This is a genomic window from Bradyrhizobium sp. 63_E2_N1_3, assembly GCF_052076005.1.
GTDB lineage: Bacteria > Pseudomonadota > Alphaproteobacteria > Rhizobiales > Xanthobacteraceae > Bradyrhizobium > Bradyrhizobium barranii.
The window spans coordinates 4,159,405-4,186,146 of sequence record NZ_CP197235.1; the positions used below are offsets into that span (position 1 = coordinate 4,159,405).

Sequence of the window (26,742 nt, forward strand, 5' to 3'; positions counted from 1 at the left end):
ACCCCACCACCATCCGTGTCGTCTCATCCACCAGCGTCCTCACCATCTTCTCCGAGAGCATCTCCGCCTAGTTCAGCACCGTGTTGTGCGCGACCGCCTCGATCGCACTGACGCAGATGAAGGTCGCCAGTCCCGGGTCGATCTTGCGCATCTCGTTGCGGCGGCTTTCGAGATAGGCGCGCACGAGGGTGTGGACCTCGCGGTTGAAGGCTTCGACGTCTTTGAGCTGGTCGGGGCCGCTCCACCAGCTCGGCGGCGAGCCAGCGAGAGTCTCGATCGGCGTGTTGGGCCATTGATTCCAGAAGTTCAACGACGCCTGGCGCTGGCGTGAATTGTCTTTGGGACCAATGGACACAATCCGCTCTCGGAGCCATCGCGCGCGTCGCATGCTCGGTAGGTGTGCTTAACGACGTCAATGGCTTCGCAGGCATGATCCAACTGGACGACCACCTGTGGACGCGAGATCGGGGTTGCTAGGGTGGTGGTAGCCCGCTGCCCTTGGCGAGGTCGCGGTCCAGTTTAAACGGTTTGGTAAGAATGGAGTCTTGATATTGGGACGGGCTTGGGGACTCACGGGGTCCCTTAGATGGAGCGTTCAGCGCGATCCAAACGAAAAGTAAGTCGAAAGCGCTGGGTTGTTTGTTACGGTAATTTTTCTATTGAATGTCGAGACGAAGATGGCGCGAAGAATTTGGCAGCCAAGCTCCGTAAGCGCCGATACCGTGTCACAGCCCGGACAGCCGATGGCGTCTCACCTTCGTGGCGAGTAGAGCCAGACGAAATCGACGAGTGGATATCTTCACCCACGCGCCCTAGTCGCTCGCCGCGGGTTCGGCCTACGAAGAATCGATGATTTGCGAAACACTCGAGTTGGATCGCGGCTTCAGCACGTTGGTTTCGCCCGCGTCTAGTTCAACTTCGGACACACTCTAGCCCCGATTTGGCTGCTGGAATGCTGGCTCTCGCGACTCATCTGGAGTTGCAGCCAACTTGGGTCGAGATTGGTTCCGCAGGAGGAACGAGCGCTCCTGCAGCTATCCAGCGATCGGTCTTGCGTGTGATCCATCGCAAGGCCTGTGAAGGCCCCGGTCTTCCCCATTGGCTGGGGCCTTCCTTTTGCGCCAGATCACAAAGATATTGGCATCGCGGCGTCTGAGGAACGACTCTCCAAGGGAGAGATTGAAAAATCGGTCTGTGGCGAATCTGGACCTCCTCAAGGTCTCGCCATCCACCCGGAACGGCCCCACCGTCTGACGCGCGTTTGGCGATGGGCCGGTTTTCGTAGGTATTCACTCAACTCCCGCCGGCTCACAAAGTCGGCGGGGTTTTTAGCTAGCCGTCTTGGCATCGGACTCCGAAGTTGTCGCAGGTGCGAGCGAAGGCATCTGTAGCATTTGCGTCTTCAAAGCAAAAAAGTGTGCCGACGTCGGCACGATCGATCCACCAGTCGACCTTGTTCGCCTTCGCAATGCGGGAAGCCTCTCCGCGCAGTAGGTCGAGCTGTCTTCCGGCGGCATGGACTATCAGGCAATTTTTCTTGGGCATATGTTTTGTCCTCAATAGGAAAGCTGAATTGATCGCCATCAAAAATGGAAAACTCATGGCCATGGGCTCGGCTCAATGCAGCCCGCAGATAAATCAACTGCTTAGCAGGATGCCCGCTCTCCCGCGTAGAGCGGGCATGAGGCGACGTTTTCGCAAACTACCTCAAATACCCCACCACCATCCGTGTCGTCTCATCCACCAGCGTCCTCACCATCTTCTCCGAGAGCATCTCGGCCTGGTTCAGCACCGTGTTGTGCGCGACCGCCTCGATCGCACTGACGCAGATGAAGGTCGCCAGTCCCGGGTCGATCTTGCGCATCTCGTTGCGGCGGCTTTCGAGATAGGCGCGCACGAGGGTGTGGACCTCGCGGTTGAAGGCTTCGACGTCCTTGAGCTGGCCGGTGCGCGGGATCTGCTCGGCAAGCACCCGATGTAGTTTGGGATCGATGCGGTGGGCTTCGATCGCGACGGTGACGAGGCGGCGCACGGCTTTGTCGATCGGCAGGTCGGCGACCTCGGTGAGGGCGGCACGGACGATGCCCATGATCTCCTCGTTGTGACGGTCGATCACGGCGGCGACGAGCGCCTCCTTGCTGGGAAAATACTGGTAGAGCGAGCCGACGCTGACGCCGGCGATTTCGGCGATCCGGTTGGTGCTGGCTTTCTCAAAGCCTTCGCGGACCAGAATGCGAGCGGTTGCCTCGACCAGCGCGTCGACGGTGGCGCGCGATCGCGCTTGCAAGGCATTTTTCCGGGGTTTTGTCGGCGGTTTGCGCGCCATGGGCCTGTGATCCGAATGCGAGTAGGAAAAGCGAGCGAATGCTCGCATTATATCCGCATGTGGCGGCGGTCGACACAAGCCTTTTCGTGCCCATACGAAGAGCCCGGTCTGGAGGAGACCTGACATGAGCGTTGCAAAGATCGCATCGGCCTTCCAGTTTTGTCCAGGCGGCCGGCTGTTGGGGATGCGGCCACCCGGCGATCCCGCGCCGAGCCTGCAGAGCCGTTGCTTCAACGCGCTGTTGCGGCAGCTTCCGTTCAAGAAGCACCTTGCCTCGGCCGAGGCCGTGCAGGCGCATGTGCAGAAACTCGCATTGCAGCCGGCCTCCTACGAGCCGACGGGTTTGGGCCGCGGCGTCGAGGTGACGTTGACCAAGATGGGCGGATGGCCGGTCTATTACACGGCGCCATCATCTGGCCATGAGGGCTGCAACCACGTCATGTTCTTGCACGGCGGTGGCTTCATCAACGAGATCGTGCCGGCACATTGGCGCTTCGTCGGCCAGATGACGCGCAGGGCGCGCGTCGTCTGCGTGGTGCCGATCTATCCGCTTGCGCCGCATGCCACCGCCAAGGATCTCGTGCCGGCGACGGCCGAACTGTTGCGGATGCTGCTGGAGGATGTCGGGCCCGCAAAGGTCACGGTGGTCGGCAATTCCGCCGGCGCGGGACTGGCGCTCGCTGCCTGCCAGTGGCTGCGCGACCGCGGGCATCGGCAGCCGGGCCGGCTGATGCTGATCTCGCCGGCGGCCGATGCATCGGTCAGCCGTCCGGAGCAGGTCGAGATCGCAGGCCGCGATCCGATCCAGGACATTCCGGGGATCATTGAGGCGGGGCGGCTCTATGCCGGCGAGCTCGATGTCGGCCATCCCTTCGTCAGCCCGCTCAACGGCGCCTTCCGTTCGCTCGCGCCGATGACAATCTTCTCGGGCACGCGCGATCTGCTCTATCCCGATAGCGTCGATCTCGCGGAGCGCGCGAGGGCGGCGGGCGTGCCGGTCGAGCTGCATCTGCTCCGTGACCAGCCGCACAATTTCGCGCTGATGCCGACGCCGGAAGGGCGACAGGCGCGTGCGATCATTCTGCGTGCAGTGGCTTAAAGGGAAGGCGTGATCGTCGTCACAGGGGCGCGCCGCCGCAATGGGGTCTGGCGCTAGCGGTGCCCGCGCGGAGAGACCAGGCTACCTCCGGGGCGTTTCCTCATCCGTAGTCTTGCGGGGCCTTAGGCGTGGCCCTTGATCTCGTAGTGACCCGGCACGCATTTGTAGCGCTCGAGGCGCCAATTGGCGTGATAGATCGGATGCTCGCCCATCCATTTGGCAAGCGGGGCCTGTGCGCCGATCGCGCACTGCATCATCGACATCTCGGGCGTCATGTTGCTGTCGGTCACGATTTCCTCGATGCAACTGCCTGAGCTGGCTGCGCTCAGCCGGCAGAGCACGGCAACCACGGTCACGAACATTCCTGTCACCTCATCGGTAGTTTCAGACCACGAAGAGGATGCAAGCGGAGTGCCAGAGCCTGTGACACAAACAACACGCTGACCTAGCCGACTCGACCCAGCGTCCACCTCCATTTGGTGATTCGGATTGTAAAAAAATTGCCCCTAAACCGAAGCCGGGCAAATACGGGGAATCCCCAAGGAAAAGGGCGAGGAAGGATCGCAGGAATGAGCGATTGTGGGGGCAGCGCCGCGCGAAGCGCCCCTTCACAAGGCCTGCGCAGCCGATAGGCTCGAAAGCGGGCGGATACTCGTCAAGAGAGCGGGACCGCCGCAGGACCAAAGGAAACGCGAGGGTAGACCATGAAGGCACGACCGACCGGCGTGATCCCGCCGATGACGACGCCGTTCCGGAAGGACGGCGAGATCGACCTTGGGCTCGTGGCGCCCCAGGTCGACTGGATGATCGGCGCCGGCGCGCATGGCGTCGCGGCCGGCGGCTCGACCGGCGAGGGCCACACGCTCGATCACGAGGAATATCGCGACCTGATGGCCGCGACGGTCGAGGCGGTGAAGGGACGCATTCCCGTGATCGCCGGGATCATCGTGGACTCCACGCGCGATGCGATCCGTCGCGGCAAGCTCGTGCGCGACATGAATGTCGCAGCGCTCCAGGTCACGCCGGTGCATTATCTGTTCAAGCCCGATGACGAGGCGATGGTCGCGCACTTCCGCGCCATGGCTGATGAGACCGGCATGCCCATCATCATCTACAACGTGGTGCCGTGGTCCTATCTGTCACCGGCGCTGCTGGTGCGGATCATGACCGAGGTGCCGCTGGTGGTCGGCGTCAAGCAGAGCGCGGGCGATCTCAAGCTGTTCGCGGATCTCATGATGATGGCGCCGGACAAGCTGATCTACAGCGCGGTCGATGCCCTCATGTATCCGTCCTACACGCTCGGCGCCCATGGCTCGATCGCCGCGATCCTGACCGCGGCGCCGCATGCCTCCGTCGCGCTGTGGGATGCGGTGAAGGCGGGCGACCATCCGCGCGCGCTCGACCTGCACAAGAAGCTGTTGACGCTGTGGAACGCCGTGATCGCCGACAATCTGCCGGCCTGCACGCGTTACGCCCAGACGCTCCAGGGCTTGCCCAGGACCTATCCGCGCGCACCGATGCCGGAGGCCTCGCCGGCGCAGCAGGCCGCCACCCGCAAGGCGCTGGAGGCACTCGGCGCGTTGAACGGGGTGCGTGTCGAAGCGGCCGAATAGTCCGCCGGCCGAAATTATCGATGTCCAATTGCAGCGCCGATCCGCTTTTACCTGCGGATGCGGCGCTGCTACATTTTGCGCGCGCCGCGATGCGCGGCGCTAGCTGTGAAGAAACATACCGACAAGGGGAGGGACCGAAGTCCCATGAAGGATTTTGCAGGAAAGATCGCCGTCATCACCGGCGGCGGCACGGGGATGGGACGCGAGCTCGCACGGCAGCTCGTCGCGGAGGGCTGCAATGTCGCGATGTGCGACGTCTCCGAAGCCGCGATGGCCGAGACCAAGCGGCTCTGCGAGGTCGAGAAGCTGCCGCAGGGCCTGCGGGTCACGACCCATGTCGCCGACGTCTCGATCGAGGACCATCTCAAGCGGTTTCGCGATGAGCTCGCCGAGCAGCAGAAGACCGACCGGATCCATCTCCTGTTCAACAATGCCGGCATCGGTGGCGGCGGCAGCCTGTTCACCAATACGCGCGAGCAGTGGGAGCGCACCTTCAACATCTGCTGGGGCGGCGTCTATCTCGGCGTGCGCACCTTCCTGCCGATGCTGGTGGCGGCGGACGAGGCCCACATCGTCAACACCGCGAGCGTCAACGGCTTCTGGGCCTCGATCGGCATGGGACAGGCGCACACCGCCTACAGCTCGGCCAAGTTCGCGGTGAAGGGATTTACCGAAGCGCTGATCAACGACCTCCGCCTGCACGCGCCGCACGTCAAATGCTCGGTGGTGATGCCCGGCCATATCGGCACCTCGATCGTCTCCAATTCGCGCAAGGTGCAGAGCGCCGACGGGTCGGAGCGGCTCAATGCCGACGAGGTCGCGCTGACCCGCAAGCGCATGGTCGCGGCTGGCGTGCCGGATGCTGACAAGATGTCGGACGAGGACATCCAGGCTGCGTTCGCCGAACGCGCCCGCAGCTTCCTCGAGGACGCGCCGACGACGGCTGCGCAGGCCGCGAAGATCATCCTCGACGGGGTCAAGGCGGACCGGTGGCGCATTCTTGTGGGCGAAGACGCAAAGCGCCTTGACGAACGCGTGCGCGCAACGCCGGAGCAGGCCTACGACCGCGCCTTCTATGAAAGCTTTACGCAGGAAGTTGGCTGGCGGCTCGGTTGATTCGGTTTGGCTGAGACTATCAACGAACGTCCGCGTATCTGGGTATGACGACCATCATGGCAAGAGGTGCGGACGTATTATTACACAGGTAATTTACATGTTACGCAGGTAACTTTACGTGCCACCTCTTGCCACTTTCCGACGCCTTATGACGATTTGGAATGTCACGCATGCGACATGCTCCGTCGTTCAAGCAATGTTCAAGCGATGGTGATGTGAAACGGGTCTCATTCGGCGCACGGCAGCTTGGTTGGTGAACCAAAATAGTTTAGTCCATCAGGGGTAACGCCATCATAAAGCGTAGCTCCGATGATACCCGCATGCCTCTCCGACGACTGGATCCTCTGCCCGGAGAGAGAGGATATTTCCGCTGAATTCACGCGGCTCCTCACCGCGGCGCAGGAGGGTGGCGCCACCATCGCAGAATGCCTGATGATCGCGCGGCAGCTCAAGCAGGGCGGCGAGCAGTCCTGGCACCGCGAGTGGAAGCGGCTAGCGCAAGCCAACCGGCAGCGTGCCGAGGCGGCATTCGCGGAAGGCCACATGGCGACCGCGCAGCGCAACTGGCTGCGGGCAATGAATTACTACGGCGCGGCCGCGATGCCGCTGGACCAGGCCGACGAGCGCCGCTGGGTCGCGGTGCTCGCCATGCAGGAATGCGCGCGCCGCTTCCTCACCGCGCGCGGTCCGGCTGGCGAGGTCGTCACGATTCCCTGGGCCGATGACGGACACGTTTTGCAAGGCTATTTCCTGCCTGCGTCCCCGGCCGGCAAGCGGGCTCCGACCGTGATCTGCATCGGCGAGCCCGGACACCGCAAGGAAGAATTCCTGTTCAAGCTCGCGCCGCATGCGCGCGAACGCGGACTGTCGATGCTCGCGCTGGACCTGCTCGGCGACCAGCGTGACGACTATACCGACACGCTCCTGCAGCGCCGCGACCTCGAGAGCTCGATTGCCAGCGTCATGGATTATCTGGAGACGCGCCGCGACGTCGATTTCGATCGCGTCGCCATCGTGGCCGACGGGTGGGGCTCTTCCTTCGTCGCGCGCGCGGTGTTGCAGGAGCCGAGGCTCGCCGCGGCCGTCTGCGACGGCGGTCTGTGGGACCTGCACGAACGATCCTTCTTCGCCAGCCGCTTTGCGATGAGCGACCTCAGCATCGTCCCGGTGCCGTCGGCGCCGTTGATGGCCTCGAGCGTCGACTGTCCGGTGCTGATCACGCTCGGCGAGGACGGCTGGCTCAAGGCCGACCGGGCGCGCCAGATCGTGCAGAAGTCGCGACTCGGCAGCTCCGACATCGTGCTGAAGGTGTTCACCGCGCAGGAGACCGGCGCGGCGCAGGCCCATGCGGACAATCCCAGCCTTGCCAACGAATACATCTTCGACTGGCTGGAATCGCAACTGGGCGCCACGGGGCGGCGGATCTGAACGCCGCCTGCTGTCTTAAAGCGCGATGAGATTGGGATGAATCGTCATCGCGATTTAGGTTGTTGCTTGGGCATGATCTTTTCGGAAAACCGCTTCGCACTTTTCCGGATCATGTTTTAGTAGTCGAGGGATATCCTGACGCAGGCCTTTTCGAGCCGGGTCTTCAGCGTCGCCAGCTTGCCGGTGAATTCGGTCAGTTCGTTCTCGTCGAATTCCTGGAAGACGAATTCGCGGATCGTTTTGTACTGCTCGTTGAGGCTTGCGATGTGCTTCTGCGTCTTCTCGACCAGCGACAGCCGCACCACGCGGGCGTCGGTCGGCGAGGGCCGCCGCCGCAGCAGGCCCTTCTTCTCCAGCAGCTTGGACTGGGTGGTGACGAAGGACGGATCGACGTGGAGCAGCTTGGAGACCACGTTGACGGGCACGCCGTCGTCCTTGTCGAGGTCGGAGATCGCCATCAGGATCAGCCATTGCGGACCGCTGATGCCCAGCGTTCTCGCCCAGAACTGACGCAACTCCTCCAGATACATGTTGATCGACGAAATTTCCCAGGTGAAACGCCTGATGATATCGAGATTGCCGATGGAGCGGAGGCGCGCCCCTTCCTTCCTGGTCGCTGACACAGCGTCACTCCCGTGATCTGATTCTTTTCCGGCCGGTGTCTTGCACGGCCATAGTCCACGCAAGTCTGCCCTGACGCAAGTGCAGAGCAGGGTAATTTTGTCACTAAAACTACAAAGATGATCAGCTCAGCATATTCCCTCACTCGCGGTGTTGCGCGCGGGGCACAGGTTTAGTGAAACAACAAAGCTGACTAAATAAACTATTTTGATTAGCGGAACGGCGCAGGCATATTGGCCCGTGACGGTGGGGGGTACTCAATCGTCCCGTTGCAGGTGGTTCGCTCACGTCCCTCGCGTCGATGCGGGTGTGTCCAAAAGCGCGAAGCGGCCGAGCGGATTTGAAAAGACGGGGATCTGGGGGGCCTCACGGTCCGGTCTCCGTAAAATGAGCAACTTGGAGGTTTTATATGAAAGTGGTGAAGAGCCTTTTGCTCGGCACTGCGGCGGGTCTGATCGCCGTCGGCGGAGCACAAGCGGCCGATCTTCCGGTCAAGGCCAAGGCGGTCGAGTACGTCAAGATCTGCTCGCTCTACGGCGCGGGCTTCTACTACATCCCGGGCACCGACACCTGCATCAAGCTCGGCGGCTATCTGCGTGCTGAAGTCGCGCTCAATGCCGGCGGCAACTACAGCGCCGCCTACAACGGTGTTTCCGGCGCGAACAACCGCCTGTCGAACTACTATTTGGCGCGCGCTCGCGAGGACCTCAACATCGATACCCGTACCGCGACTGAGTACGGGGTGGTTCGCACTTACTTTGACGCGGTGTTCACCTGGACGACCGATAACTATACGGGAAGCGGCTCGGCAACAGGCGCGACCGTTTACTCGCAACTCGGAAGCACGGGCGTGTCTGCGCCGAACAACGCAAGCTCGGGCACGATCTCGGGTGGTACGCTCGGCGTCTACTATGCGTTCATCCAGTTCGCCGGCTTCACCATGGGTAAGTCCGTGTCGCAGTTCGACGCGCCCTGGACCAACTATCCCGGCAACAACTTCGACCAGCTCGTCGGTGGCAGCGGCTCCGTGAACGGCGTCGCCCAGTTCACCTACACGGCCGATTTCGGCCAGGGCGTGACCGCGACCGTTTCGGCGCAGGACCAGACCCAGTTCTTCACGACCAACATCTGGAACACCGCCGGCATGTCCACCAGCGGCGTCCTCGGCGGTGCTTACGGCTCGAACGATATCGGCGGCACTAGGTCGCCCGACATCGTCGGCATGGTTCGTGTCGACCAGGCCTGGGGCCTGTTCCAGGCGTCGGTGGCTGCGCACGACAACCACGTCGCCTACTACGGCGCGTCCGAAGTCACCGGTCATCCGGAAGACAAGTGGGGCTGGGCCGTTCAGCTAGCTCTGCAGATCAAGAACATCCCGACCGGTGCTGGCGACGTGATCAACATCTCGGGCGTCTATACCGACGGCGCGAGCCGCTACAACTTCCAGTCGCTGGCGGCGACCAGCTACTCGATGTTCGGCGGTTCGGGCAGCGCGTATCAGAGCATCGGCTTTGCCGGCGTGTCTGACGCGGTGTTCGGTCCCAACGGCCAGCTCGAGCTGACCAAGACCTACGGTTTCCGTGGTGCCTACACCCACAACTGGAACCCGTACTGGAATACGGCGCTCTACGGCGCGTGGGCTGCGGTCAACTACAGCGGCACGGCGAAGGGCCTGATCTGCGGCAGCGCTGCGTTCGCCTCGCTGACCGGCACCTGCAACCCGGACTTCAACATCGGCCAGATCGGCGTCATCACCCGCTGGACGCCGGTCAAGAACCTGACCTTCTCGGCTGACTTCGTCTACAGCCACCTCGACCAGAAGTACTCGGGCGTGATCACCACCCCGGCGCTGGCGTCGGTTGCCAAGCCTGCGGCAACCTACGAGCTGAAGGACCAGGACACCTACAGCCTGCTGCTGCGCGCCCAGCGCAACTGGTAAGCTGAAGACCGTTCCGATCTGATAGAGCCCCGGCGGGAAACCGCCGGGGCTTTTTCATGAAAGCGGCCTTCGGAAAATCCGGCAACACGTTGCAAACGACGAAGACGAGCTATGCGAATCGATCGCCCTCAAACTTATTTACTTACCTGAGTTGATCAGCTATCTTGTTTTCAGCCGATTACGAAAGTCACGGCTCTTAGCTTCATGCTAAGCCTCCAGAAACCTCCGGTGATGCCCCGCCGGAGGTTTTTCGTTTTGGGATTTTCCTTCAGCCGCGCATCACACGGGCGCGCGAGTTCGGCCGGTAGGCGAGGCGGCTGTGGCCGACGCAGTAGGACTGGCCGTCGGGCGCGGTATTGCCGCAGAAGCAGAAGTCGTCTGCGCCCGGCGTCGAGATCGGCCAGCGGCAGCGATTCTCGGCGAGCTCCAGCAGCGAGCAGCGGTTGGCATCGTCGATCGGACCCGCGACCACAGGTGTGTCGGTGTCGCCGTAGATCGTGGCGAGCATCTCATATTGCAGCCGCGGTACGGCTCTCGTCCCGCGCCGCGGCGCGAGGCTCCGCTCGAGCTTGCGCTCGTCGCTCGTCCTGCCGCGCGTGAGATTGAGCCGGGACAGCTTGCCGATCACCGCGTTGCGGCTGACGCCGATGTCGGCAGCGATCTCGCTGCAGGTGAGGCCGGCCTCGAAGTGCTGCTTCAGAAGCTCAATTCGTTCGTTGGTCCAAGTCGGTGAAGAAGCAGTCGGTGAAGAAGTTGGTGAGAGAACAGGCATTGTAACGGTCCCAGGTTGCAGATGTCGGCCATCCGCCTCTCGAGATCCGTCCGCCTCACGTCCGGCGCGCCCTCACGTTCTGCCGTTGTCGCGAATCGACAAAAGGCCGTCCTTGATGGCGAGACGGATGCCTTCCTCGATCAGAGTGCGTGCGACGCCGGGAACGCTGGTGCCGTGGGTGCCCTGTCTCACCAGTTTTTCCAGATAGGTGATGGTCGAGAGCGCCAAGGTTACGGGAATGCGGTCAGTCTCGGCTTTTTCGGTGGCCATGGCCCGAACGCTAGCCTCTTACTCGGGTACATAAAAGTAACGATTAAGACTCTATTTAGGTTCAGGGGTGGGAGTCAAATCCGGGCAAGACCGGTGTTTCAGCTCATTGGAATCGCTCGGGAAATCAGGCGCAGCGCCGCGCGCCGCGCGGGATGCCGAGCGGAGGCGGAGTGGAGACGGGTCCGGGCAGGCGGGTGTGGCTAGCCGTGCACGATCGCCTTTTCGATCATGCAATGGATGCCCTTGCAGCCGTTGACGGTCTGCGTCACCCGCAGGTCGGCGGCCAGGCTGCACAGCGTGTAGGCGTCCTCGCGCGACAGGTTTCGCGTCTCGCCGAGCAGCACGATCATGTCGCGCAGCGCGCGCACCGTACACTGGTCGAGGTCGGGGTCCATGGCCATGGTCATGTAATGCGTTGCCGTCTCAGCGCGCGGATAGTCGAACCTGAGGTCCTTGCGCAGCGTCAGGCGGAAGCGGCCCTGGAGCGCGGTCTCGATCGCGGTGACGCAGACCTCGCCGTCGCCCTGCACGCCATGGCCGTCGCCGCAGGAGAACATCGCGCCCGGGACGAACACCGGCAAATAGAGCGTCGCACCGGCTCCGAGCTCCTTGTTGTCGAGATTGCCGCCCATCGCGCGCGGCACGAGCGAGGAGATGCGGCCCCAGGCCGGTGGCGGCGAGACGCCCATCACGCCGAAGAACGGCTTGAGCGGCAGATCGAGGCCCCAGGGCATGCGGCCGACCATCCGCGACCGGTCGAGCGGGATGTTCAGGATGCGCGTTTCGTGGAAATCGTCGGGCAGGGTACCGGACAGCGGCTTGATCATGTTCCAGCCCCAATCCTGCCGGAGCTGGACGTCGAGGATCTCGACCGCGAGCACGTCGCCGGGCTCGGCGCCCTCGACTGCGATGGGGCCGGTGAGGATGTGGCCGGGCAGCATGCGCTCGTTTTTGGCGTGAACCTCGAACATCTCCGGCGGAATGTGAAATTTGGTGCGGTCGGGCAGCATGTCGGGCCCACCGCTGATGGTGTCGACCGTCACCTCATCGCCGCTTTTGACGGTGAGGACGGGTTTGAGCGCGGCTTCGAAGAAGCCCCAATGGCAGGTCTCGGGGCTTGAATGCAGGTGGTGATGGGTCATTGGCCGCGTCCAATCGGTTTCATCAGAACTCGTCATGAGAACCTGTTATGCCCGGGCTTGACCCGGCGATCGATCCTCTTTCAAGAAGATTTCTGAAGATGGACGGGCCGGTCAAGCCCGGCACGATCATTCCAGCGAGGCTCCCCTGTATTTCATTCTTTCCAAGACCCTCGGCACCGCGCTGCTGCCGATCAATCTCCTGATCGAGCTCGGAATCCTGTCGCTGCTGCTGATGGCGACGCGGTTTGCTGCGGTCGGCCGCAAGCTTGCCGTGACCACGCTGGTGCTGCTGGCGCTGGTCGCGTTCTCGCCGATCGGCAATCTTCTGCTCTATCCGCTGGAGTCGCGTTTCCCGGCGTGGGACCCGTCGCGGGGCGCCCCCGACGGCATCATCGTGCTCGGCGGCTCGATCGACACCGATCTGTCGGCGGCGCATCGCACGCCCGTGGTTGCGCACGCGGCCGATCGCATGCTGGCGCCGGCCGACCTCGCGCGGCGCTATCCGAACGCGCGTATCGTCTTCACCGGCGGCTCGGCGAACCTGGTCGCGACTGAGGCGAGGGAGGCCGACTACACCGCGCCGATCCTGGAAAGCCTGGGCATACCGAAGGAGCGCCTGATCCTCGAGCGCGAGTCCCGCAACACCTGGGAGAACGCCATCTTCACGAAGCAACTGGTGACGCCGAAGCTGGGCGAACGCTGGCTTCTGGTCACGTCGGCTTTCCACATGCCGCGCGCGATGGGCATTTTCCGCAAGGCCGGGTTCGATGTCGAAGCCTATCCGGTGGATTGGCGGATGGGTGGGCGCGACGGGCTCTTCGCCTTCACCCGCAATGGGGCAGATGGTCTCGGCAAGACCGACGTCGCCGTGCGCGAATGGATCGGCCTTTTGGCGTATCGCATCATGGGGCGGACCGGCGAGTTGCTTCCGGGACCGGGCAAGGACTAAAACGGGAGCCGCAAAACAAGAACAGAGTACCGGCGCGCGATCGCCGGTCGGGAGGACGCCATGCAGCAGCAGAGCGCAGACAGGATCGATCTTGCCGGGCTCGTCGCCGACCTCAACAACCTGCTGCGGCTGAAGACGACGGTGATCGGCATGAAGCTGTTCGCGCGTGCCGCCGACATGGAGGCGATCCCGAAAATCCGGCGGCCGAACGCGGTCCACACCACCGACCAGATCGTCAGCATGGCTGCACGTCTGGGCTGGACGGTCGGCATCACCGCCGACGATCTTGTCGGTGCGCAGTGTCGCGCCGTGATCGGGCTTGCGCCGCAGGACGAAAAATGGCTCGCCGGCGAAAACTATGTCGGGGTCTGGCACGGCACTGCCGAGGACGCGCGCAAGCGCCAGGAGGCGCTGGACGTGGTTCCGTTCGGGCAGTATCAGGCGCTTGCGGTCAGTCCGCTCGCCAGCGGGCGGCTCGATCCGCCCGACATCTGCCTGGTCTATGCAACGCCTGGGCAGATGATCATCCTGATCAACGGGCTGCAATATACCGGCTACAAGAAGTTCGAATGGGGGGTCGTCGGCGAGACCGCCTGCGCGGATTCCTGGGGGCGAGCGCTGAAAACCGGCGAGCCCAGCCTGTCCTTGCCATGCTATGCCGAACGGCGCTATGGCGGCGTGCCGGACGAGGAGATGCTGATGGCCTTGAAGCCCTCGCATCTCGCCAAGGCAATCGAGGGCATGAAGGCACTGGCCAAGAACGGCCTGCGCTATCCGATTCCGCCTTATGGGATTCAAAGCGACGTCCGCGCCGGCATGGGCGTGAGTTACGCGAAGAAGTAAAGGTCGACCATGAGCTCAGCGAAATTCGACATCGTCGTCTACGGTGCGACCGGTTTCACCGGCCAGCTCGTCGCCGAATATCTGACTCAGCATTACAAGGGCGACCACGCGCTCAAATGGGCGATGGCAGGCCGTAGCCTCGGCAAGCTCAAGTCGGTACGCGATGCGATCGGCGCGCCCGGGAATACGCCGCTGATTGTCGCGGATGCGTCGGACGCGGCCTCGCTGAAGGCGATGGCGGAGCAGACGATGTCGGTGATCACCACCGTCGGCCCGTATCAGCTCTATGGCGAGGAGCTGTTAGCTGCCTGCGTTGCTACTGGCACCGATTATTTCGATCTCTGCGGCGAGCCGATCTGGATGCGGCAGATGATCGACAAGTACGAGGCGGCAGCGAAAGAGAGCGGTGCGCGTATCGTGTTTTCCTGCGGTTTCGATTCCGTGCCGTTCGAGCTCGGCGCGTTTGTCGTGCAGGAAGAGGCCAAGCGCGTGTTCGGCGCTCCGGCCTCGCGTGTGAAAGGCCGCGTGCGCGACATGCGCGGCACGCTCTCGGGCGGCACCGCGGCGAGCGCGAAGGCGACCTTCGATGCGGTCGCAAAGGACATCAGCCTGATCGCGATCCTGAACGATCCGTTCGCGTTGACGCCGGGCTTCACCGGCCCGAAGCAGCCGAAGGGCAACAGGTCGCTGCTCGAGGAGGATCTGCAGTCCTGGGCCGCGCCGTTCATGATGGCACTGATCAACACGCGCAACGTCCATCGCTCCAACATGCTGATGGGCTTTCCGTACGGCCAGGACTTCGTCTACGACGAGATGGTTCTGACGGGTCCCGGCGAGAAGGGCGAAGCCAACGCGCAGCGCGTGGTGGCCGCCAACGCCGAGAAGACCGGTCCGAACGCGCCGAAGCCGGGCGAGGGGCCGTCGAAGGAAGAGCGGGAGAACGGCCGCTTCGACCTGCTCTATGTCGCGATCGCGCCCGACGGCCGCATGGTTCGCGCCGGCGTCACCGGCGACCGCGATCCCGGCTACGGCTCGACCTCGAAGATGATCTCCGAATGCGCAATGTGCCTGTTGCGCGATGTGACAGACGTCCCGGCCGGATTCTGGACGCCGGGCGCGGCGATGCAGCACACGCTGATCAAGCGGCTGCGGGACAATGCCGGGCTGACGTTCGAGGTGGAAGCGTAAGGCCCACGGCCTCAGGGAAGCGTGATCCGTGTCCGCGAAGTTCGACATCGTCGTCTACGGCGCGACCGGATACACCGGCCAGCTCGTCGCCGAATATCTCGCTGCAAGCTACGCCGGTGACGGCGCGCCGACATGGGCGATGGCCGGGCGCAGCAGGGACAAGCTCGCCTCCGTTCGCGATGCGATCGGCGCACCCGCTGACACGCCGCTGATCGTGGCGGACGCAGCCGATCCTGCGTCGTTGCGCGCGATGGTCGATCAGGCGAAGCTGGTCATAACCACTGTCGGTCCCTACCAGCTCTACGGCTCCGATCTGCTTGCCGCCTGCGTCGCGTCGGGCACCGACTATATGGATCTCTGCGGCGAGCCGATCTGGCTGAAGCAGATGATCGACAGGTATGACGCGGCGGCGAAGGCGAGCGGCGCGCGCATCATGTTCTCCTGCGGCTTCGATTCCATCCCGTTCGAGCTCGGTGCGTTCTTCGTGCAGGAGGAAGCCCGTCGCGTGTTCGGAGCGCCGGCGCCGCGCGTCAAGGGGCGCGTCCGCGACCTCAGCTGGAAGTTCTCCGGCGGCACCTCGGCGAGCGCGAGGGTCACCTTCGAAGCAGTCGCGCAGGATCTCAGCCTGGTGTCGATCCTCAAGGACCCCTTCGCATTCACGCCCGGCTTCGAGGGGCCGAAACAGCCGCGCGGCAACAAGCCCGTTTTCGAGGAAGACCTGCAATCCTGGTCCGCCCCGTTTGCTATGGCGACGCTGAACACGCGCAACGTCCATCGCTCCAACATGCTGATGGGATTCCCGTATGGCGGCGATTTCGTCTACGACGAGATGGTGCTGACGGGGACGGGGGACGAAGGGCAGGCCAACGCGAAGCTCGTCATGGCCGCCAATAGCGAAAAGACCGGCCCCAAAGCGCTCAAGCCCGGCGACGGGCCATCGAAGGAAGAGCGCGACAACGGTCATTACGACGTGCTCTATGTCGCGATCGCGCCCGACGGCCGTCAGGTGCGCGCGGCGGTGAAGGGCGATCTCGATCCCGGCTATGCCTCAACGGCGAAGATGGTTTCCGAATGCGCGATCTGCCTGCTGCGCGACACGCCTGATGTCCCGGCCGGTCTCTGGACGCCGGGCGCAGCGATGCAGCACAAGCTGATCAAGCGGCTGGTCGATCACGCCGGGCTGAGGGTTGAGGTGGAGAGATAGGCGCTTTTGCGTGCCTAAATGACGGTGTCGTCGCCCGGCTTGACCGGGCGACCCAGTATTCCAGAGACAGTGTTGTTGAATCGAGAGGCCGCGGCGTACTGGATCGCCCGCCTTCGCGGGCGATGACAGTGAGATTGCCGCTACGCCGCCCGCGCATCATACGCGTACATGAACTCCATGCTCTTCGAGCCCAGCGGCAACAGCCATTTCATCATCTGATTGCGGACCCATGCGCCGGTGGCGCTGAACTCGCGCTTGCTGTTGCCGTTGCGGCGCGCCATCGCGACGATCTTTTCCGTGCGCGGGCGCCGCTCGGCCTCGAAAGCCTGGAAGGTGGCGCCGAGCTCCTGGCCCTCCTGCATCAGCCGCGCGAGCCGCATCGCATCCTCGAGTGCGAGCGAAGCGCCCTGGCCCGCGTGGGGGCTGGTCGCATGCGCGGCATCGCCGATCAGCAGGGAGCGCTTGCGCGACCAGGTCGGCAAGGTCGCGACGTCGAGCGTGTCGGTGACCACGATATTCTCGGCCGCGTCGATGATATCGGGGATCGGATCGTGCCAGCCGTGATGGAAGCCGCGCAGATGCTGCTTCAGCGTCGCGTGGTCGAGCGCGCGGAACATCGCCGCGTCCATGCCGTGCGCGGGCTGCGTGCTCCACCACATCACGCCGTCGTTCGGATCCGGGCTGCAATAGCCGTAACCGAAGAAGCCGCTCTTGCCGAACGTGGTCTCGACGTGCCGGCCGATCGGCCTGCCATCGAGGACGGCGTGCGGTACGAAGCCGCCGAACCCGATCAGCCCGGTGTCGAACGGTTGCGGACCGTCCGGCACGACCTGGCGGCGCACGACCGAGTGCACGCCATCGGCGCCGATCAGAAAGTCGCCTTCGGCCGTGGTGCCGTCGGAGAAGTAGGCGATGATCGGCTGGTCGCCGCGGTCCTCGATCTTGATCAGGCGCTTCTCGAAATAGAGCGAGACGCAGGCGCACCAGGCCTTGTCGATCAGGATTTCGTTCAACGTTGCGCGGCAGACATTGACGGCCGGCTGGCCGAAGCGCCGCGCCATGTCGCGGTTGATCGAGCCGAGCCGTTCGCCGCTCTGCGAATAGAAGTCGAAGGATTCAGCGATCGAGCCGCGGCTGATCAGCTCGTTCGCGAGCCCGATCTCGTCCAGCACATGCATGCCGTTCGGTGCGATCTGGAGGCCGCCGCCGATACCTTTCGAATAAGGCCAGGCCTCGTAGATCGCGGATTCGATGCCAGCGCGGCGCAGCAGGATCGCGGTGACGGGCCCGGCGATACCGGCGCCGATGATCAGGGCCTTGCGGGGACGGTTGGACATGGCTTGCTCCCGACGTTTCCGTGGTGCTAGGAGAAATTACGGTTGCTAAATCTCTTAGTAGCTAAGATATATATCGACTAAGATATGAGGTCGGCCTTGTCAAGGACGAAGGCGCGCGCGGCGCTGTTGCAGGAGCTCGAGGAGGCGATGCGGCGGTCGTCCGCGCAGGGCGTGCTCTATGGCCAAACGGTTGCAAACGTTGCCGGAATTGCCAATTCCGACCTCGAATGCATGGACATCCTCTATCTCGAAGGACGCGTCACCGCGGGCCGGCTTGCCGAGGTCACGGGGCTGACGACGGGCGCCATCACCGGCGTGGTGGACCGACTCGAGAAGGCCGGGCTGGTGCGCCGCGAGCGGGACGAGCAAGACCGCCGCAAGGTCTTCATTTCCGTCGTGCCCGAGACGGCGATGAAGATCGGCCAGCTCTACGTGCCGATGCAGCAGGCGATGGAGAAGGTGTTTGGCGCCTATTCCGACGAGGAGCTGCGCCTGCTGCTGCGCTTCGCGACCGAGGGCTACAAGGGCGTGCTCGCTGCAACCGAGGCGCTGAAGGGCCTGCTCGATACGCCGCCGGAAAAGCGGCCCGATCTCAAGCTGAAGAAGCTTCGTCGCTAGAGCGTTTTCGAGCGAAGTGGATACCGGTTCGCGTCAAGAAAACGCGTCAAAACAGAAAGCCAGACATTACCGTTCCGATTCCATCGGAACGGTATTGTCCTTGATCTTGTAAGCCTGCGCAGCCGCGATCATGCCCCACATCGCGCCCAGCATCATCCAGAAGTGCCGCCAGTGGTCGGTGTCGATCACGAAGCTCTCGCCGACGGTGCCGACGAAGGCGGAGAAGATCGCCAGATAAGCGCGCTGCCAGGGCACACGGACGAAGATGTGCCTGATACCCATGATCACGGTGGTGAAGACCAGCGCGGGGTAGCACACGCCGGAGAGCCAGCCGCCGGACATGAAGGCGTTGAGGTAGGAGTTGTGGGTGTCCTCGGGGAAGTAGCGGTGGAATTGCAGGGGGCCGATGCCGAACGGCAGGTCGAGCGCCATCTCCGCGCCGAGGATGTGCCGGCCGAACCGGCCGAAGCGGCCTTCGTCATAGCTCTGGTCGAAGCTCGCGCGTTGCTTGAACATCTCGGCGGTGGAATCGAATGACAGCAGCACCGCGATCAGCGCGAGGCCCAGCACCGCGGCGACGATCGCCATGACGACGATGCGCGAGCGTTGCGCGTTGGTGCGGCTGGTCAGCACCATCAGCACCAGCATGAAGGCGGAGGTCAGCACCAGTCCGCCCCAGGCGGCGCGGGAGAACGCGAGCAGGATCGCCAGCGACATGATGCCGAAGGCGATGACGTTGCGGAACGCCTTGGCAAACTTGTCGGAGACCACGCTCTGGAGCGCGAACAGCGCCGGTAGGATCAGGAAGGCGCCGAGCACGTTCGGGTCCTTGAACGTGCCGCGCGCGCGCCCGTAGAGTGTGAGGAGATCGTCTCCGCCGGGAACCAGATGGAAGTAGCCGGCGACCGCAGACAGCGAGGCGACCATCGCGCCGACCACGAGGCCGCGGCGGAGCATGTCCAGCCGGGCCGCGGTGTCTTCCGAGGTGACCATCGCGAAGAACACGACGGTGACTGCCATGTACCACGAGGTCGCAATCCAGCTCGCCACCTCGGACTGTTCGTACAGCGGGACCGCGCTGATCGTGTAGCCGACATTGAGCAGGACCAGCATCAGGATCAGCGGCATCAGCACGAGCCGCAGGCGCAGACCGGTCGCGAAGAAGGTGACGGCGGCCAGCAGCGTCACGATCTCGTAGGGGCTCGGCTCGATGAAGACGATGGCGCCGGAGGCGCCGGCCAGCCACACCAGCGCGCGCTGGATAGCCAGCACGCCGGGCGCAGCCGGTGCGGCTAATTTCACTCCACCGGCTGTCGCCGCATACGCCATCACATGCTCATACGCTTACGCAACTTGTACGCCACAACTTCCGCCGTCATGCCCCGCGCAGGCGGGGTATCCAGTACGCCGAGCCGTTCGTGGCAGTTTCCACTGCCGGCGATTACTGGATCGCCCGGTCAAGCCGGGCGATGACAGTGTGGCTCGGGGGTAGCAAACTCAATACGCGTTCTCGTTCTTGGTCAGCAGCGAGACCGGCGTCTTCAGGAGAATGACGAGGTCGAACAGCACCGACCAGTTCTCGATGTAGTAGAGGTCGAATTCGACGCGCTTCTGGATCTTCTCTTCATTGTCGATCTCGCCGCGCCAGCCGTTGATCTGGGCCCAGCCGGTGATGCCGGGCTTGACGCGGTGACGAGCGAAATAGCCGTCGACGGCTTCGTCGAAAAGGCGGCTCTGGAGCTTGCCCTGCACCGCATGCGGACGCGGGCCGACCAGGGACAAATTGCCTGAGAACACCACGTTGAAGAGCTGCGGCAGCTCGTCGAGGCTGGTCTTGCGGATGAAGCGGCCGACGCGGGTGACGCGCGGATCGTTCTTGGTCACGACCTTGGAGGCGGTCGGGTCGGCCTGATGGTGGTACATCGAGCGGAATTTGTAGACGTCGATGCGCTCGTTGTTGAAGCCGAAGCGCTTCTGGCGGAACAGCGCCGGGCCGGGGCTGTCGAGCTTCACCGCCAGCGCCACCAGTCCCATCACCGGCAGGGCTGCGAGCAGCGCGAGGCCGCCGACGATGCGGTCGAACAGCCACTTCATCACCAGGTCCCAGTCGGTGATCGGCGCCTCGAACACGTCGAGCGTCGGCACCTCGCCGAGATAGGAATAGGAGCGGGGACGGAAACGCAGCTTGTTGGTGTGCGCGGAGAGCCGGATGTCGACCGGCAGCACCCAGAGCTTCTTCAGCATCTCCAGGATGCGGGTCTCCGCCGAGATCGGCAGCGCGAACAGCACGAGATCGACGCGGGTGCGGCGGGCGAATTCGACGATGTCGTCGACCTTGCCGAGCTTGCGCGCGCCGGCGCAGGTGTCGAGCGCGCGACTGTCGTTGCGGTCGTCGAACACGCCGAGCACGTGGATGTCGGAATCCTCCTGGGCATTCAGCGCCTCGACCAGTTGCTCGCCGTTGCTGTCGGAGCCAACGACGATGGTGCGGCGGTCGAGCCGGCCCTGGCGTGCCCAGGCGCGCACCAGCGAGCGCAGCACCAGACGTTGGGAGATGAGCGCGGCGAGCCCGAGGAAGTAGAAGGCGGCAAGCCACAGCCGCGACATTTCGCTGCCGAACTTGGCGAAGAAGGATACGCCGATGAACAGCAGGAAGACGAACGACCAGGAGGAGATCATCCGCGTCATCTGCCGGAGCTGACCGCGGAACAGCTGCACCTGATAGATGTCGGCGGCCTGGAAGCAGACCACGGCGGCGACCGCGACGGCGATGATCTGCGCGGGATAAACCCAGCTGAAGGAGCCGGCGAGCGGCATGACATAGCCGACATAGAGCGCGATGCCGACGAGGCTCAGCAGGGCGAAATCGGCCAAACGGACGAAGCCGGTGATCACGATCGGAGAATAGGCGCGGGCGACCTTCTGGTTGACGACGTCGAGCGCGGCGGGCGAGAGCCGGCGGCGGCGCTCCACAAACGGTTGGTCAGCTGGCTTCGCCGCGGCGCCTGTCGCGGCGTCGAGCATCGAGCGTGCGTTGAGCGGTTCCACGGGCGTCCACGTCCATTCCAAAAAACCCGCGGGTCGCAGCGTTGCGCCCCGGGCGAGCATCCCCTGGCACGTCGATTATCGGACAAATCGGAAGATTCTCTAAAGCGGTCTTAAGGATGGTTAATGATTGGCAAATGCGTCGCGATAACCCGCGAGCACGCCGTCAACCATCGCCTGCTGGGAGAAATGCGCGGAGATGCGCTCGCGCAGGGCGGATGCGCGCTGCGCGGTCGCCTGCGGATCGTCGAGCGCGGCCGCGATCGCCTCCGCCATCGCTTCGGCATTGCTCGCCGCGAACAGGGCCGGGCTCTCGGGCCCAAAAATCTCGGGGATGCCGCCGACGCGGGCCGCGATCATGGGAATGCCGGCAGCTCCAGCCTCGATCACGACGTACGGCATGGAATCGCCGCGCGAGGGCACGACCAGCAGCCGCCCCTTGGAGAAGCCGTAGCGCGCCTTGACGTGACCGATGAAGCGGATGGCGCTCGAGAGGCCGAGCCTGTCGACCTGCGCCTTCAGCGCCGCCGTCTCCTCGCCGTCGCCGCCTAGCGTGAGCGTGACCTTCTTGCCGCCCTCGTGCAGGCGCGCCACCGCATCGACCAGCAAATCCGCGCCCTTGATGTGCCTGAACTCGCCGACATAGGAGAGGTCGGTGGCATCGTCGGCGATGCTAACAGGCTCGAATTCTTCCGGCGTCACGCCATTGAAGACGCAATGCACCACGCCCTTGGGTGTGCCGACGATGCGCTGATAGGTGTCGCGCGCAAACGCGCTCTCGAACAGAAACAAGTCCGTCGCGTCCATCAGCGTGCGTTCGAGCCGCGCGTAAAACTCGCCCTTGAAGGTGTTGAGGGGATAGTGCAGCGAGCCGCCATGCGGGGTGTAGATGCGGATGGTGTCGTTGGATCGCCGCCGCATGCGGACGAAGGCGCCGGCCTTGGCTCCGTGGCCGTGCGTGACGTCGGGTTTGAGCGCGGCGATCAGGCGCCGCATCCGCAGCCACACCAGAAAATCGTCAGGCGACGGTTCGCGACGGATCGCCAGCCGGTGCACGCCGAGCTTCAGCCGCGGCGCGAGCTCGGCCAGCGCCTTGTCCGCGCGCTCACCACCGGTGAGGCTGTCGGCGAGAATCCCGACGTGATGACCGCGATCGACCTGACCGTTGGCGAGATCGAGGATGTGGCGGAAGATGCCGCCCACGGGAGCGCGCACGGCGTGCAGGATGCGGAGCGGCCGGTCGGGAGAGGGGGGCATGATCAGAACCAGCGCTCGACGGCGAATGCTCGAACAATTCTCGAAATATCGAGATGGATTAAGAGCCCTCGTGGTTAACAAACGGTGTCGGCGCGGTGCGCGCCGGTCGCGGCAGGGCGCGATTAACCCAGCAGCAACCTTAATGGAGTGTAATCGCCCCGGTTGAGGTAGAGTCGCAGCGTTGCCCTGCGGGAGTGTTCGATGCGTTTAGCGTTCTGGCGTGCCGGCAAGGACAAGGCGGTGGTCGAGCGGGCTATTTCGAAGCCCAAGGCCGAAGCCAAATCGACCGAAGCCGCGCCCAAGATTGAAGCAGAGCTTGCGCCCGTTGCTGCGAAGCAGGCACAAGCCGAATCCGGCGACATCGATTTGCACGCGCTCGGCGCGGTGCTCGCCCGCAAGCGCGGCTGGATCATCGTGCCGACGGTGCTCGCGCTCGTCGCGTCGATCGCCGCCGTCAATCTCATCACTCCGCGTTACAAGTCGGAATCCCGCATCCTGATCGACGGCCGCGAGAACGTGTTCTTGCGGCCGAGCAGCGACCGCAGCACCGAAGAGCGGCAGTCGCTCGATCCCGAGGCGGTGACCAGCCAGGTGCAACTCGTGCTGTCGCGCGATCTCGCGCGTGAGATCATCAGGAAGAACAAGCTCGCGGAGCGCCCCGAATTCGATCCAGTGCTGCAAGGCATTTCGCCGCTGAAGTCGCTCGCGGCGCTGATCGGCATCGGCCGCGATCCGTTTTCGATGACGCCGGAAGAGCGGGTGCTGGATGCCTATTACGAGCGGCTCCAGGCCTACGCCGTCGACAAGTCGCGCGTGATCGTGGTCGAATTCCAGTCCGCCGATCCCGACCTTGCCGCGCGCGTCGCCAATTCGATCGCCGACGGCTATCTCGTGCTCCAGCAGAATGCGCGCCAGGATCAGGCCCGCAGCGCCAGCCAGTGGCTTTCGGGCGAAATCGAAAATCTGCGCAAGAAAGTCTCCGACGCCGAAGCCAAGGTCGAGGACTTCCGTTCCAAGTCGTCGCTGTTCGTCGGCACCAACAACACCACGCTCTCGAACCAGCAGATGGGCGAGGTCAATACCCAGCTCAACAACGCACGCTCGATGAAGGCGGATGCTGAATCCAGGGCGCGGCTGATCAAAGAGATGCTCCAGAGCGGCAAGCCGATCGAGGCGTCCGAGGTGGTGAACTCCGAACTGATGCGGCGGCTGTCGGAGCAGCGGGTGACGTTGCGGGCGCAGCTTGCCGAACAGTCATCGACGCTGCTCGGCAATCACCCGCGGATCAAGGAGCTGAAGGCGCAGCTTGGCGACCTCGACAACCAGATTCGCGACGAAGCGGCCAAGATCTCGCGCTCGTTCGAAAGCGATGCGCGGATCGCCAGTGGCCGGGTCGACGGCCTGACGGCGAGCCTCGATCAGCTCAAGAAGCAGGCGACCTCGACCAACGGTCAGGACGTCCAGCTCCGCGCGCTCGAGCGCGAAGCCAAGGCGCAGCGCGACCTGCTCGAGACGTATCTTGGGAAGTATCGCGAGGCCAGCACCCGCGAAAGCATCGATACCGCGCCGGCGGAAGGCCGCATCATCTCGCGCGCCATCGTCTCGAATACGCCGGCCTATCCGAAGAAGCTGCCGATCGTGCTGATCGCGACGATCGCGACGCTGCTGCTCTCGTCCGGCGTCGTCGTCACCGGCGAGCTGTTGCGCCAGACCGCGCCGCGCGCGGCGGCCGTGTTCACGCCGGCGCAGACGCAGGCACCGGTGCGCCAAGAGCCGGTAGTCCACCAGCCGCTGGTCCAGCCGGTCGTCCAGCCGGCGGCTGAACCGATGCTCGATCCGGTTGTGGAGGACCTTACGCCGCTTCAGCCCGAGATGACGGCCGATGCCGACGTCACTGAATTCACCGAGATCGAGCATCTGGCCGACAGCCTGCGCGCTGCGGGGCCGGCGGCGAAGAAGGTCACGGTGCTCGGCACCGCGGCCGGCGAAGCTATCACGCTGTCGACGCTGACACTGGCCCGGCACCTGGCGCGCGATGCGCGCGTCGTTGTGGTCGATCTCGCCGCATCCTCGCCGACCATCGCCGCGGTGTCCGTCGATGCTTCGGCTCCCGGCCTCGCCGAGCTGATGCAGGGCGAGGCCTCGTTCGCGCAAATCATCACCCGGGACAAGCTCTCGCGGCTGCATCTGGTCATGGCCGGCCGTCCCGGCTTCGACCGCAGCCTGCTGCAATCGCCGCGGGTGACGCTCGCGATCGATGCGCTGCTCCGCGCCTACGACCACGTGCTGGTGGACGCCGGCAGCGCCTCGGACCTCCCGGCCGAACTGCTGACGGCGCATGCCCGCGCCGTCGTGGTGCCCGATGCCTCGATGGCGCCGGATGCCCGCACGCTGATGTGCGAGCAGCTGCGGGCCGTCGGCTTCAGCGAGGTAACGATGCTGAGCAGGCCGGTGCAGCCGTCGGACGCGGCCGAAGCACCGCGCGGCGTGGCGGCGTGATCTCTCTTACCCTCTCCCCTTGCGGGAGAGGGTGGCTCGCCGCGTAGCGGCGGGACGGGTGAGGGGTATCTCTCCGCGAGTCTCATGGCCGTTTAAATTTGCGGAGACATACCCCTCATCCGGCGCCATAGCCGAAGCTTCGCTTCGGCGTTCCTAAGAACGGCGGCCGAAGGCCGCCTATGCAACCTTCTCCCGCAAGGGGAGAAGGGAAGGGCAGCTCGCAAGTGGCTAGAGATTGAGAGGCTGTGACGCCTACCCGAACGTCTGCCGCAGCCGCCGCGCCAGATCGAACAACATCTGGTTCTGCTTCACCAGCCGTTTGCCGTGGCTCAGCGAGGACATCGCCATCGCCGCGAGTTTTCCGCGCGCGGTCAGGGGCACGAAGCTGTCGAAAATGTCGTCGTCGTCCTTGCAGAACATGCGTTTGTAATCGTCCGAGCCGATGCCGAGATCGAGCGAGCGGTAGCCGCGTTCGGCGTAGCGGTCGATGATGTAGCGCATCAGGATCAGCCCGGGGCTGTAGCGGGCGTGCTCGGACATCGTGTAGGTGTTGAACATCATCGAGAAGCGCTGGCCGTCGGCGACGCCGGCGAAGATCGCGATCACCTCGTCGTCGCATTCGAGCGCATGGATGTCGATGACGCGGCCTTCGCCGCGCGGCGACAGGCATGCGCTGCGGATGAACGCTTCGACGCCGGGCTCGGCAAAGACGTTGGGCAGTTTCTGTTCGGCCATCCGCGCCGGCTTGACCCGGAAGAACCAGTCGAGCAGGCGGGTGACGTCCGCATCCGTGGTGGCGAGGTGATAACGATAGCCGGCAAGCGCCTGGAGCTTCTTTTCCTTGCTCTTGAGGCGGCGGCGAAAGGAGTTGCTGATCCGCGATGTGGGCGGCCCGCCCGGCTCCATCGCCAGGAGAGGGCAGCCGTTGATCGCACTCTGCCGCGGCAGCTGCGCGAACGGGTTGTGCTGGTCGTGCCAGCGCAGCGGCTGCTGCGTCAGCGCGAGCACGTCGGCATGCTCGCGCAGCGGCGCAAGCAGCGCGTCGAGATCGGCGCTGGCGACCTCGGCGGCGAACGCGGCGTTCCACAGGCCCATGTTGAAGGTGGTGTGCTTGCCGCCCATGAAGCAGGCCGTGCGCACGCCGTGGCCTTGCCGCAGCGAGAGCGGCAGCAGCAGGAGCGGCTGGCGCTCGGTGTCGCGGGCAATGACGATGAAGGGACTGGCGCCGTCGTGGCTGCCGACCAGCCGTTGCCATGGGCTGAGCAGGTCGAAGCGCTGGTAGGGCGTGAAGAGGTGACCGCTCTCCTCGAACGCGCGCCAGACCGTCTCGGCCTCGGCCAGATCGGTGACGATATCGACATGCGCGATACGGCTCGCTTTCGACCGCGCTGGCGATTCTGCCGTCCGGCTTTGCATCGCCGCAGCCATGGTCATTCACGAAACCTGTCGAGAAACGAAAAATTTGCGTATTTCGGC

The 26,742-nt window shown here is 64.1% G+C and carries 24 protein-coding genes; 11 read left to right on the plus strand and 13 right to left on the minus strand.

Annotation, left to right across the window (positions count from 1 at the left end; translation table 11 throughout):
• Nucleotides 1-67: 67 nt before the first annotated feature.
• The 3 genes from AB7531_RS19770 to AB7531_RS19780 form a co-directional block, all read right to left on the minus strand.
• The gene (locus AB7531_RS19770) at nucleotides 68-355 is read right to left on the minus strand and encodes a hypothetical protein (RefSeq protein WP_231142101.1); all 288 of its coding nucleotides are present in this window, start codon (nucleotides 353-355) and stop codon (nucleotides 68-70) included.
• Nucleotides 356-1,332: 977 nt separating this feature from the next.
• Nucleotides 1,333-1,608 carry a hypothetical protein gene (locus AB7531_RS19775; RefSeq protein WP_223154006.1) on the minus strand — a complete coding sequence of 92 codons (276 nt, stop codon included), beginning with the start codon at nucleotides 1,606-1,608 and terminating at the stop codon, nucleotides 1,333-1,335.
• A gap of 94 nt (nucleotides 1,609-1,702) precedes the next feature.
• Nucleotides 1,703-2,287, minus strand: coding sequence for a TetR/AcrR family transcriptional regulator (locus AB7531_RS19780; RefSeq protein WP_231142100.1), 585 nt, complete (start codon nucleotides 2,285-2,287; stop codon nucleotides 1,703-1,705).
• A 163-nt stretch (nucleotides 2,288-2,450) separates the two neighbouring features.
• Here AB7531_RS19780 and AB7531_RS19785 point away from each other — a divergent pair, with 163 nt between their 5' ends.
• Nucleotides 2,451-3,425, plus strand: a complete 975-nt coding sequence (locus AB7531_RS19785; protein ID WP_084795115.1) for an alpha/beta fold hydrolase — start codon at nucleotides 2,451-2,453, stop codon at nucleotides 3,423-3,425.
• 122 nt (nucleotides 3,426-3,547) lie between these two features.
• Here the strand turns inward: AB7531_RS19785 and AB7531_RS19790 are convergent, their stop codons facing one another.
• Nucleotides 3,548-3,787, minus strand: coding sequence for a hypothetical protein (locus tag AB7531_RS19790; RefSeq protein WP_028152628.1), 240 nt, complete (start codon nucleotides 3,785-3,787; stop codon nucleotides 3,548-3,550).
• Between the two features lie 342 nt (nucleotides 3,788-4,129).
• Between AB7531_RS19790 and AB7531_RS19795 the strand changes: the two genes are divergently transcribed.
• The 3 genes from AB7531_RS19795 (at nucleotide 4,130) to AB7531_RS19805 (ending at nucleotide 7,582) form a co-directional block, all read left to right on the plus strand.
• Entirely contained in the window at nucleotides 4,130-5,038 is a 909-nt protein-coding gene (locus tag AB7531_RS19795) for a dihydrodipicolinate synthase family protein (RefSeq protein ID WP_028152627.1), read from the plus strand.
• Between the two features lie 144 nt (nucleotides 5,039-5,182).
• Nucleotides 5,183-6,154, plus strand: a complete 972-nt coding sequence (locus AB7531_RS19800; RefSeq protein ID WP_063982923.1) for an SDR family NAD(P)-dependent oxidoreductase — start codon at nucleotides 5,183-5,185, stop codon at nucleotides 6,152-6,154.
• Nucleotides 6,155-6,463: 309 nt separating this feature from the next.
• Complete coding sequence (locus AB7531_RS19805; RefSeq protein WP_063982924.1) at nucleotides 6,464-7,582, plus strand: alpha/beta hydrolase family protein; 1,119 nt, start codon at nucleotides 6,464-6,466, stop codon at nucleotides 7,580-7,582.
• Between the two features lie 116 nt (nucleotides 7,583-7,698).
• On the opposite strand, the gene AB7531_RS19810 is transcribed toward AB7531_RS19805, so the two are convergent.
• The gene (locus AB7531_RS19810) at nucleotides 7,699-8,205 is read right to left on the minus strand and encodes a MarR family winged helix-turn-helix transcriptional regulator (protein WP_028152624.1); all 507 of its coding nucleotides are present in this window, start codon (nucleotides 8,203-8,205) and stop codon (nucleotides 7,699-7,701) included.
• Nucleotides 8,206-8,612: 407 nt separating this feature from the next.
• On the opposite strand from AB7531_RS19810, the gene AB7531_RS19815 reads away from it, so the two are divergent.
• Nucleotides 8,613-10,142: a porin gene (locus AB7531_RS19815; protein WP_063982925.1), complete on the plus strand. Its 1,530-nt coding sequence runs from the start codon at nucleotides 8,613-8,615 to the stop codon at nucleotides 10,140-10,142.
• A gap of 268 nt (nucleotides 10,143-10,410) precedes the next feature.
• Here the strand turns inward: AB7531_RS19815 and AB7531_RS19820 are convergent, their stop codons facing one another.
• From AB7531_RS19820 to AB7531_RS19830, 3 genes are all read right to left on the minus strand, one after another.
• Nucleotides 10,411-10,914 carry a GcrA family cell cycle regulator gene (locus tag AB7531_RS19820; protein WP_063982926.1) on the minus strand — a complete coding sequence of 168 codons (504 nt, stop codon included), beginning with the start codon at nucleotides 10,912-10,914 and terminating at the stop codon, nucleotides 10,411-10,413.
• A 72-nt stretch (nucleotides 10,915-10,986) separates the two neighbouring features.
• Nucleotides 10,987-11,184, minus strand: coding sequence for a hypothetical protein (locus tag AB7531_RS19825; protein WP_007603456.1), 198 nt, complete (start codon nucleotides 11,182-11,184; stop codon nucleotides 10,987-10,989).
• A gap of 200 nt (nucleotides 11,185-11,384) precedes the next feature.
• Entirely contained in the window at nucleotides 11,385-12,326 is a 942-nt protein-coding gene (locus AB7531_RS19830) for an acetamidase/formamidase family protein (protein WP_063982927.1), read from the minus strand.
• Between the two features lie 232 nt (nucleotides 12,327-12,558).
• Between AB7531_RS19830 and AB7531_RS19835 the strand changes: the two genes are divergently transcribed.
• From AB7531_RS19835 to AB7531_RS19850, 4 genes are read left to right on the plus strand one after another with little or no spacing between them, the layout of a single operon-like run.
• The gene (locus AB7531_RS19835) at nucleotides 12,559-13,275 is read left to right on the plus strand and encodes a YdcF family protein (RefSeq protein ID WP_231142099.1); all 717 of its coding nucleotides are present in this window, start codon (nucleotides 12,559-12,561) and stop codon (nucleotides 13,273-13,275) included.
• A 60-nt stretch (nucleotides 13,276-13,335) separates the two neighbouring features.
• Nucleotides 13,336-14,118, plus strand: coding sequence for a DUF169 domain-containing protein (locus AB7531_RS19840; protein WP_063982929.1), 783 nt, complete (start codon nucleotides 13,336-13,338; stop codon nucleotides 14,116-14,118).
• 9 nt (nucleotides 14,119-14,127) lie between these two features.
• Complete coding sequence (locus AB7531_RS19845; protein ID WP_063982930.1) at nucleotides 14,128-15,306, plus strand: saccharopine dehydrogenase family protein; 1,179 nt, start codon at nucleotides 14,128-14,130, stop codon at nucleotides 15,304-15,306.
• A 28-nt stretch (nucleotides 15,307-15,334) separates the two neighbouring features.
• On the plus strand, nucleotides 15,335-16,510 hold the full coding sequence (locus AB7531_RS19850) for a saccharopine dehydrogenase family protein (protein WP_063982931.1): 1,176 nt from the start codon (nucleotides 15,335-15,337) through the stop codon (nucleotides 16,508-16,510).
• A gap of 140 nt (nucleotides 16,511-16,650) precedes the next feature.
• On the opposite strand, the gene AB7531_RS19855 is transcribed toward AB7531_RS19850, so the two are convergent.
• Entirely contained in the window at nucleotides 16,651-17,847 is a 1,197-nt protein-coding gene (locus tag AB7531_RS19855; RefSeq protein ID WP_063982932.1) for an FAD-dependent monooxygenase, read from the minus strand.
• A gap of 147 nt (nucleotides 17,848-17,994) precedes the next feature.
• On the opposite strand from AB7531_RS19855, the gene AB7531_RS19860 reads away from it, so the two are divergent.
• The gene (locus AB7531_RS19860; protein ID WP_063986329.1) at nucleotides 17,995-18,465 is read left to right on the plus strand and encodes a MarR family transcriptional regulator; all 471 of its coding nucleotides are present in this window, start codon (nucleotides 17,995-17,997) and stop codon (nucleotides 18,463-18,465) included.
• 66 nt (nucleotides 18,466-18,531) lie between these two features.
• Here the strand turns inward: AB7531_RS19860 and AB7531_RS19865 are convergent, their stop codons facing one another.
• The 3 genes from AB7531_RS19865 to AB7531_RS19875 form a co-directional block, all read right to left on the minus strand.
• Nucleotides 18,532-19,794: an O-antigen ligase family protein gene (locus AB7531_RS19865; RefSeq protein WP_063982933.1), complete on the minus strand. Its 1,263-nt coding sequence runs from the start codon at nucleotides 19,792-19,794 to the stop codon at nucleotides 18,532-18,534.
• 168 nt (nucleotides 19,795-19,962) lie between these two features.
• Entirely contained in the window at nucleotides 19,963-21,513 is a 1,551-nt protein-coding gene (locus AB7531_RS19870; protein WP_063982934.1) for an undecaprenyl-phosphate glucose phosphotransferase, read from the minus strand.
• A 120-nt stretch (nucleotides 21,514-21,633) separates the two neighbouring features.
• Entirely contained in the window at nucleotides 21,634-22,767 is a 1,134-nt protein-coding gene (locus AB7531_RS19875) for a glycosyltransferase family 4 protein (protein ID WP_063982935.1), read from the minus strand.
• Between the two features lie 201 nt (nucleotides 22,768-22,968).
• Between AB7531_RS19875 and AB7531_RS19880 the strand changes: the two genes are divergently transcribed.
• Complete coding sequence (locus tag AB7531_RS19880; protein WP_231142096.1) at nucleotides 22,969-25,266, plus strand: GumC family protein; 2,298 nt, start codon at nucleotides 22,969-22,971, stop codon at nucleotides 25,264-25,266.
• 252 nt (nucleotides 25,267-25,518) lie between these two features.
• Here AB7531_RS19880 and AB7531_RS19885 read toward each other — a convergent pair whose 3' ends face one another.
• Nucleotides 25,519-26,700 carry a GNAT family N-acetyltransferase gene (locus AB7531_RS19885; protein ID WP_063982937.1) on the minus strand — a complete coding sequence of 394 codons (1,182 nt, stop codon included), beginning with the start codon at nucleotides 26,698-26,700 and terminating at the stop codon, nucleotides 25,519-25,521.
• Nucleotides 26,701-26,742 lie beyond the last annotated feature (42 nt).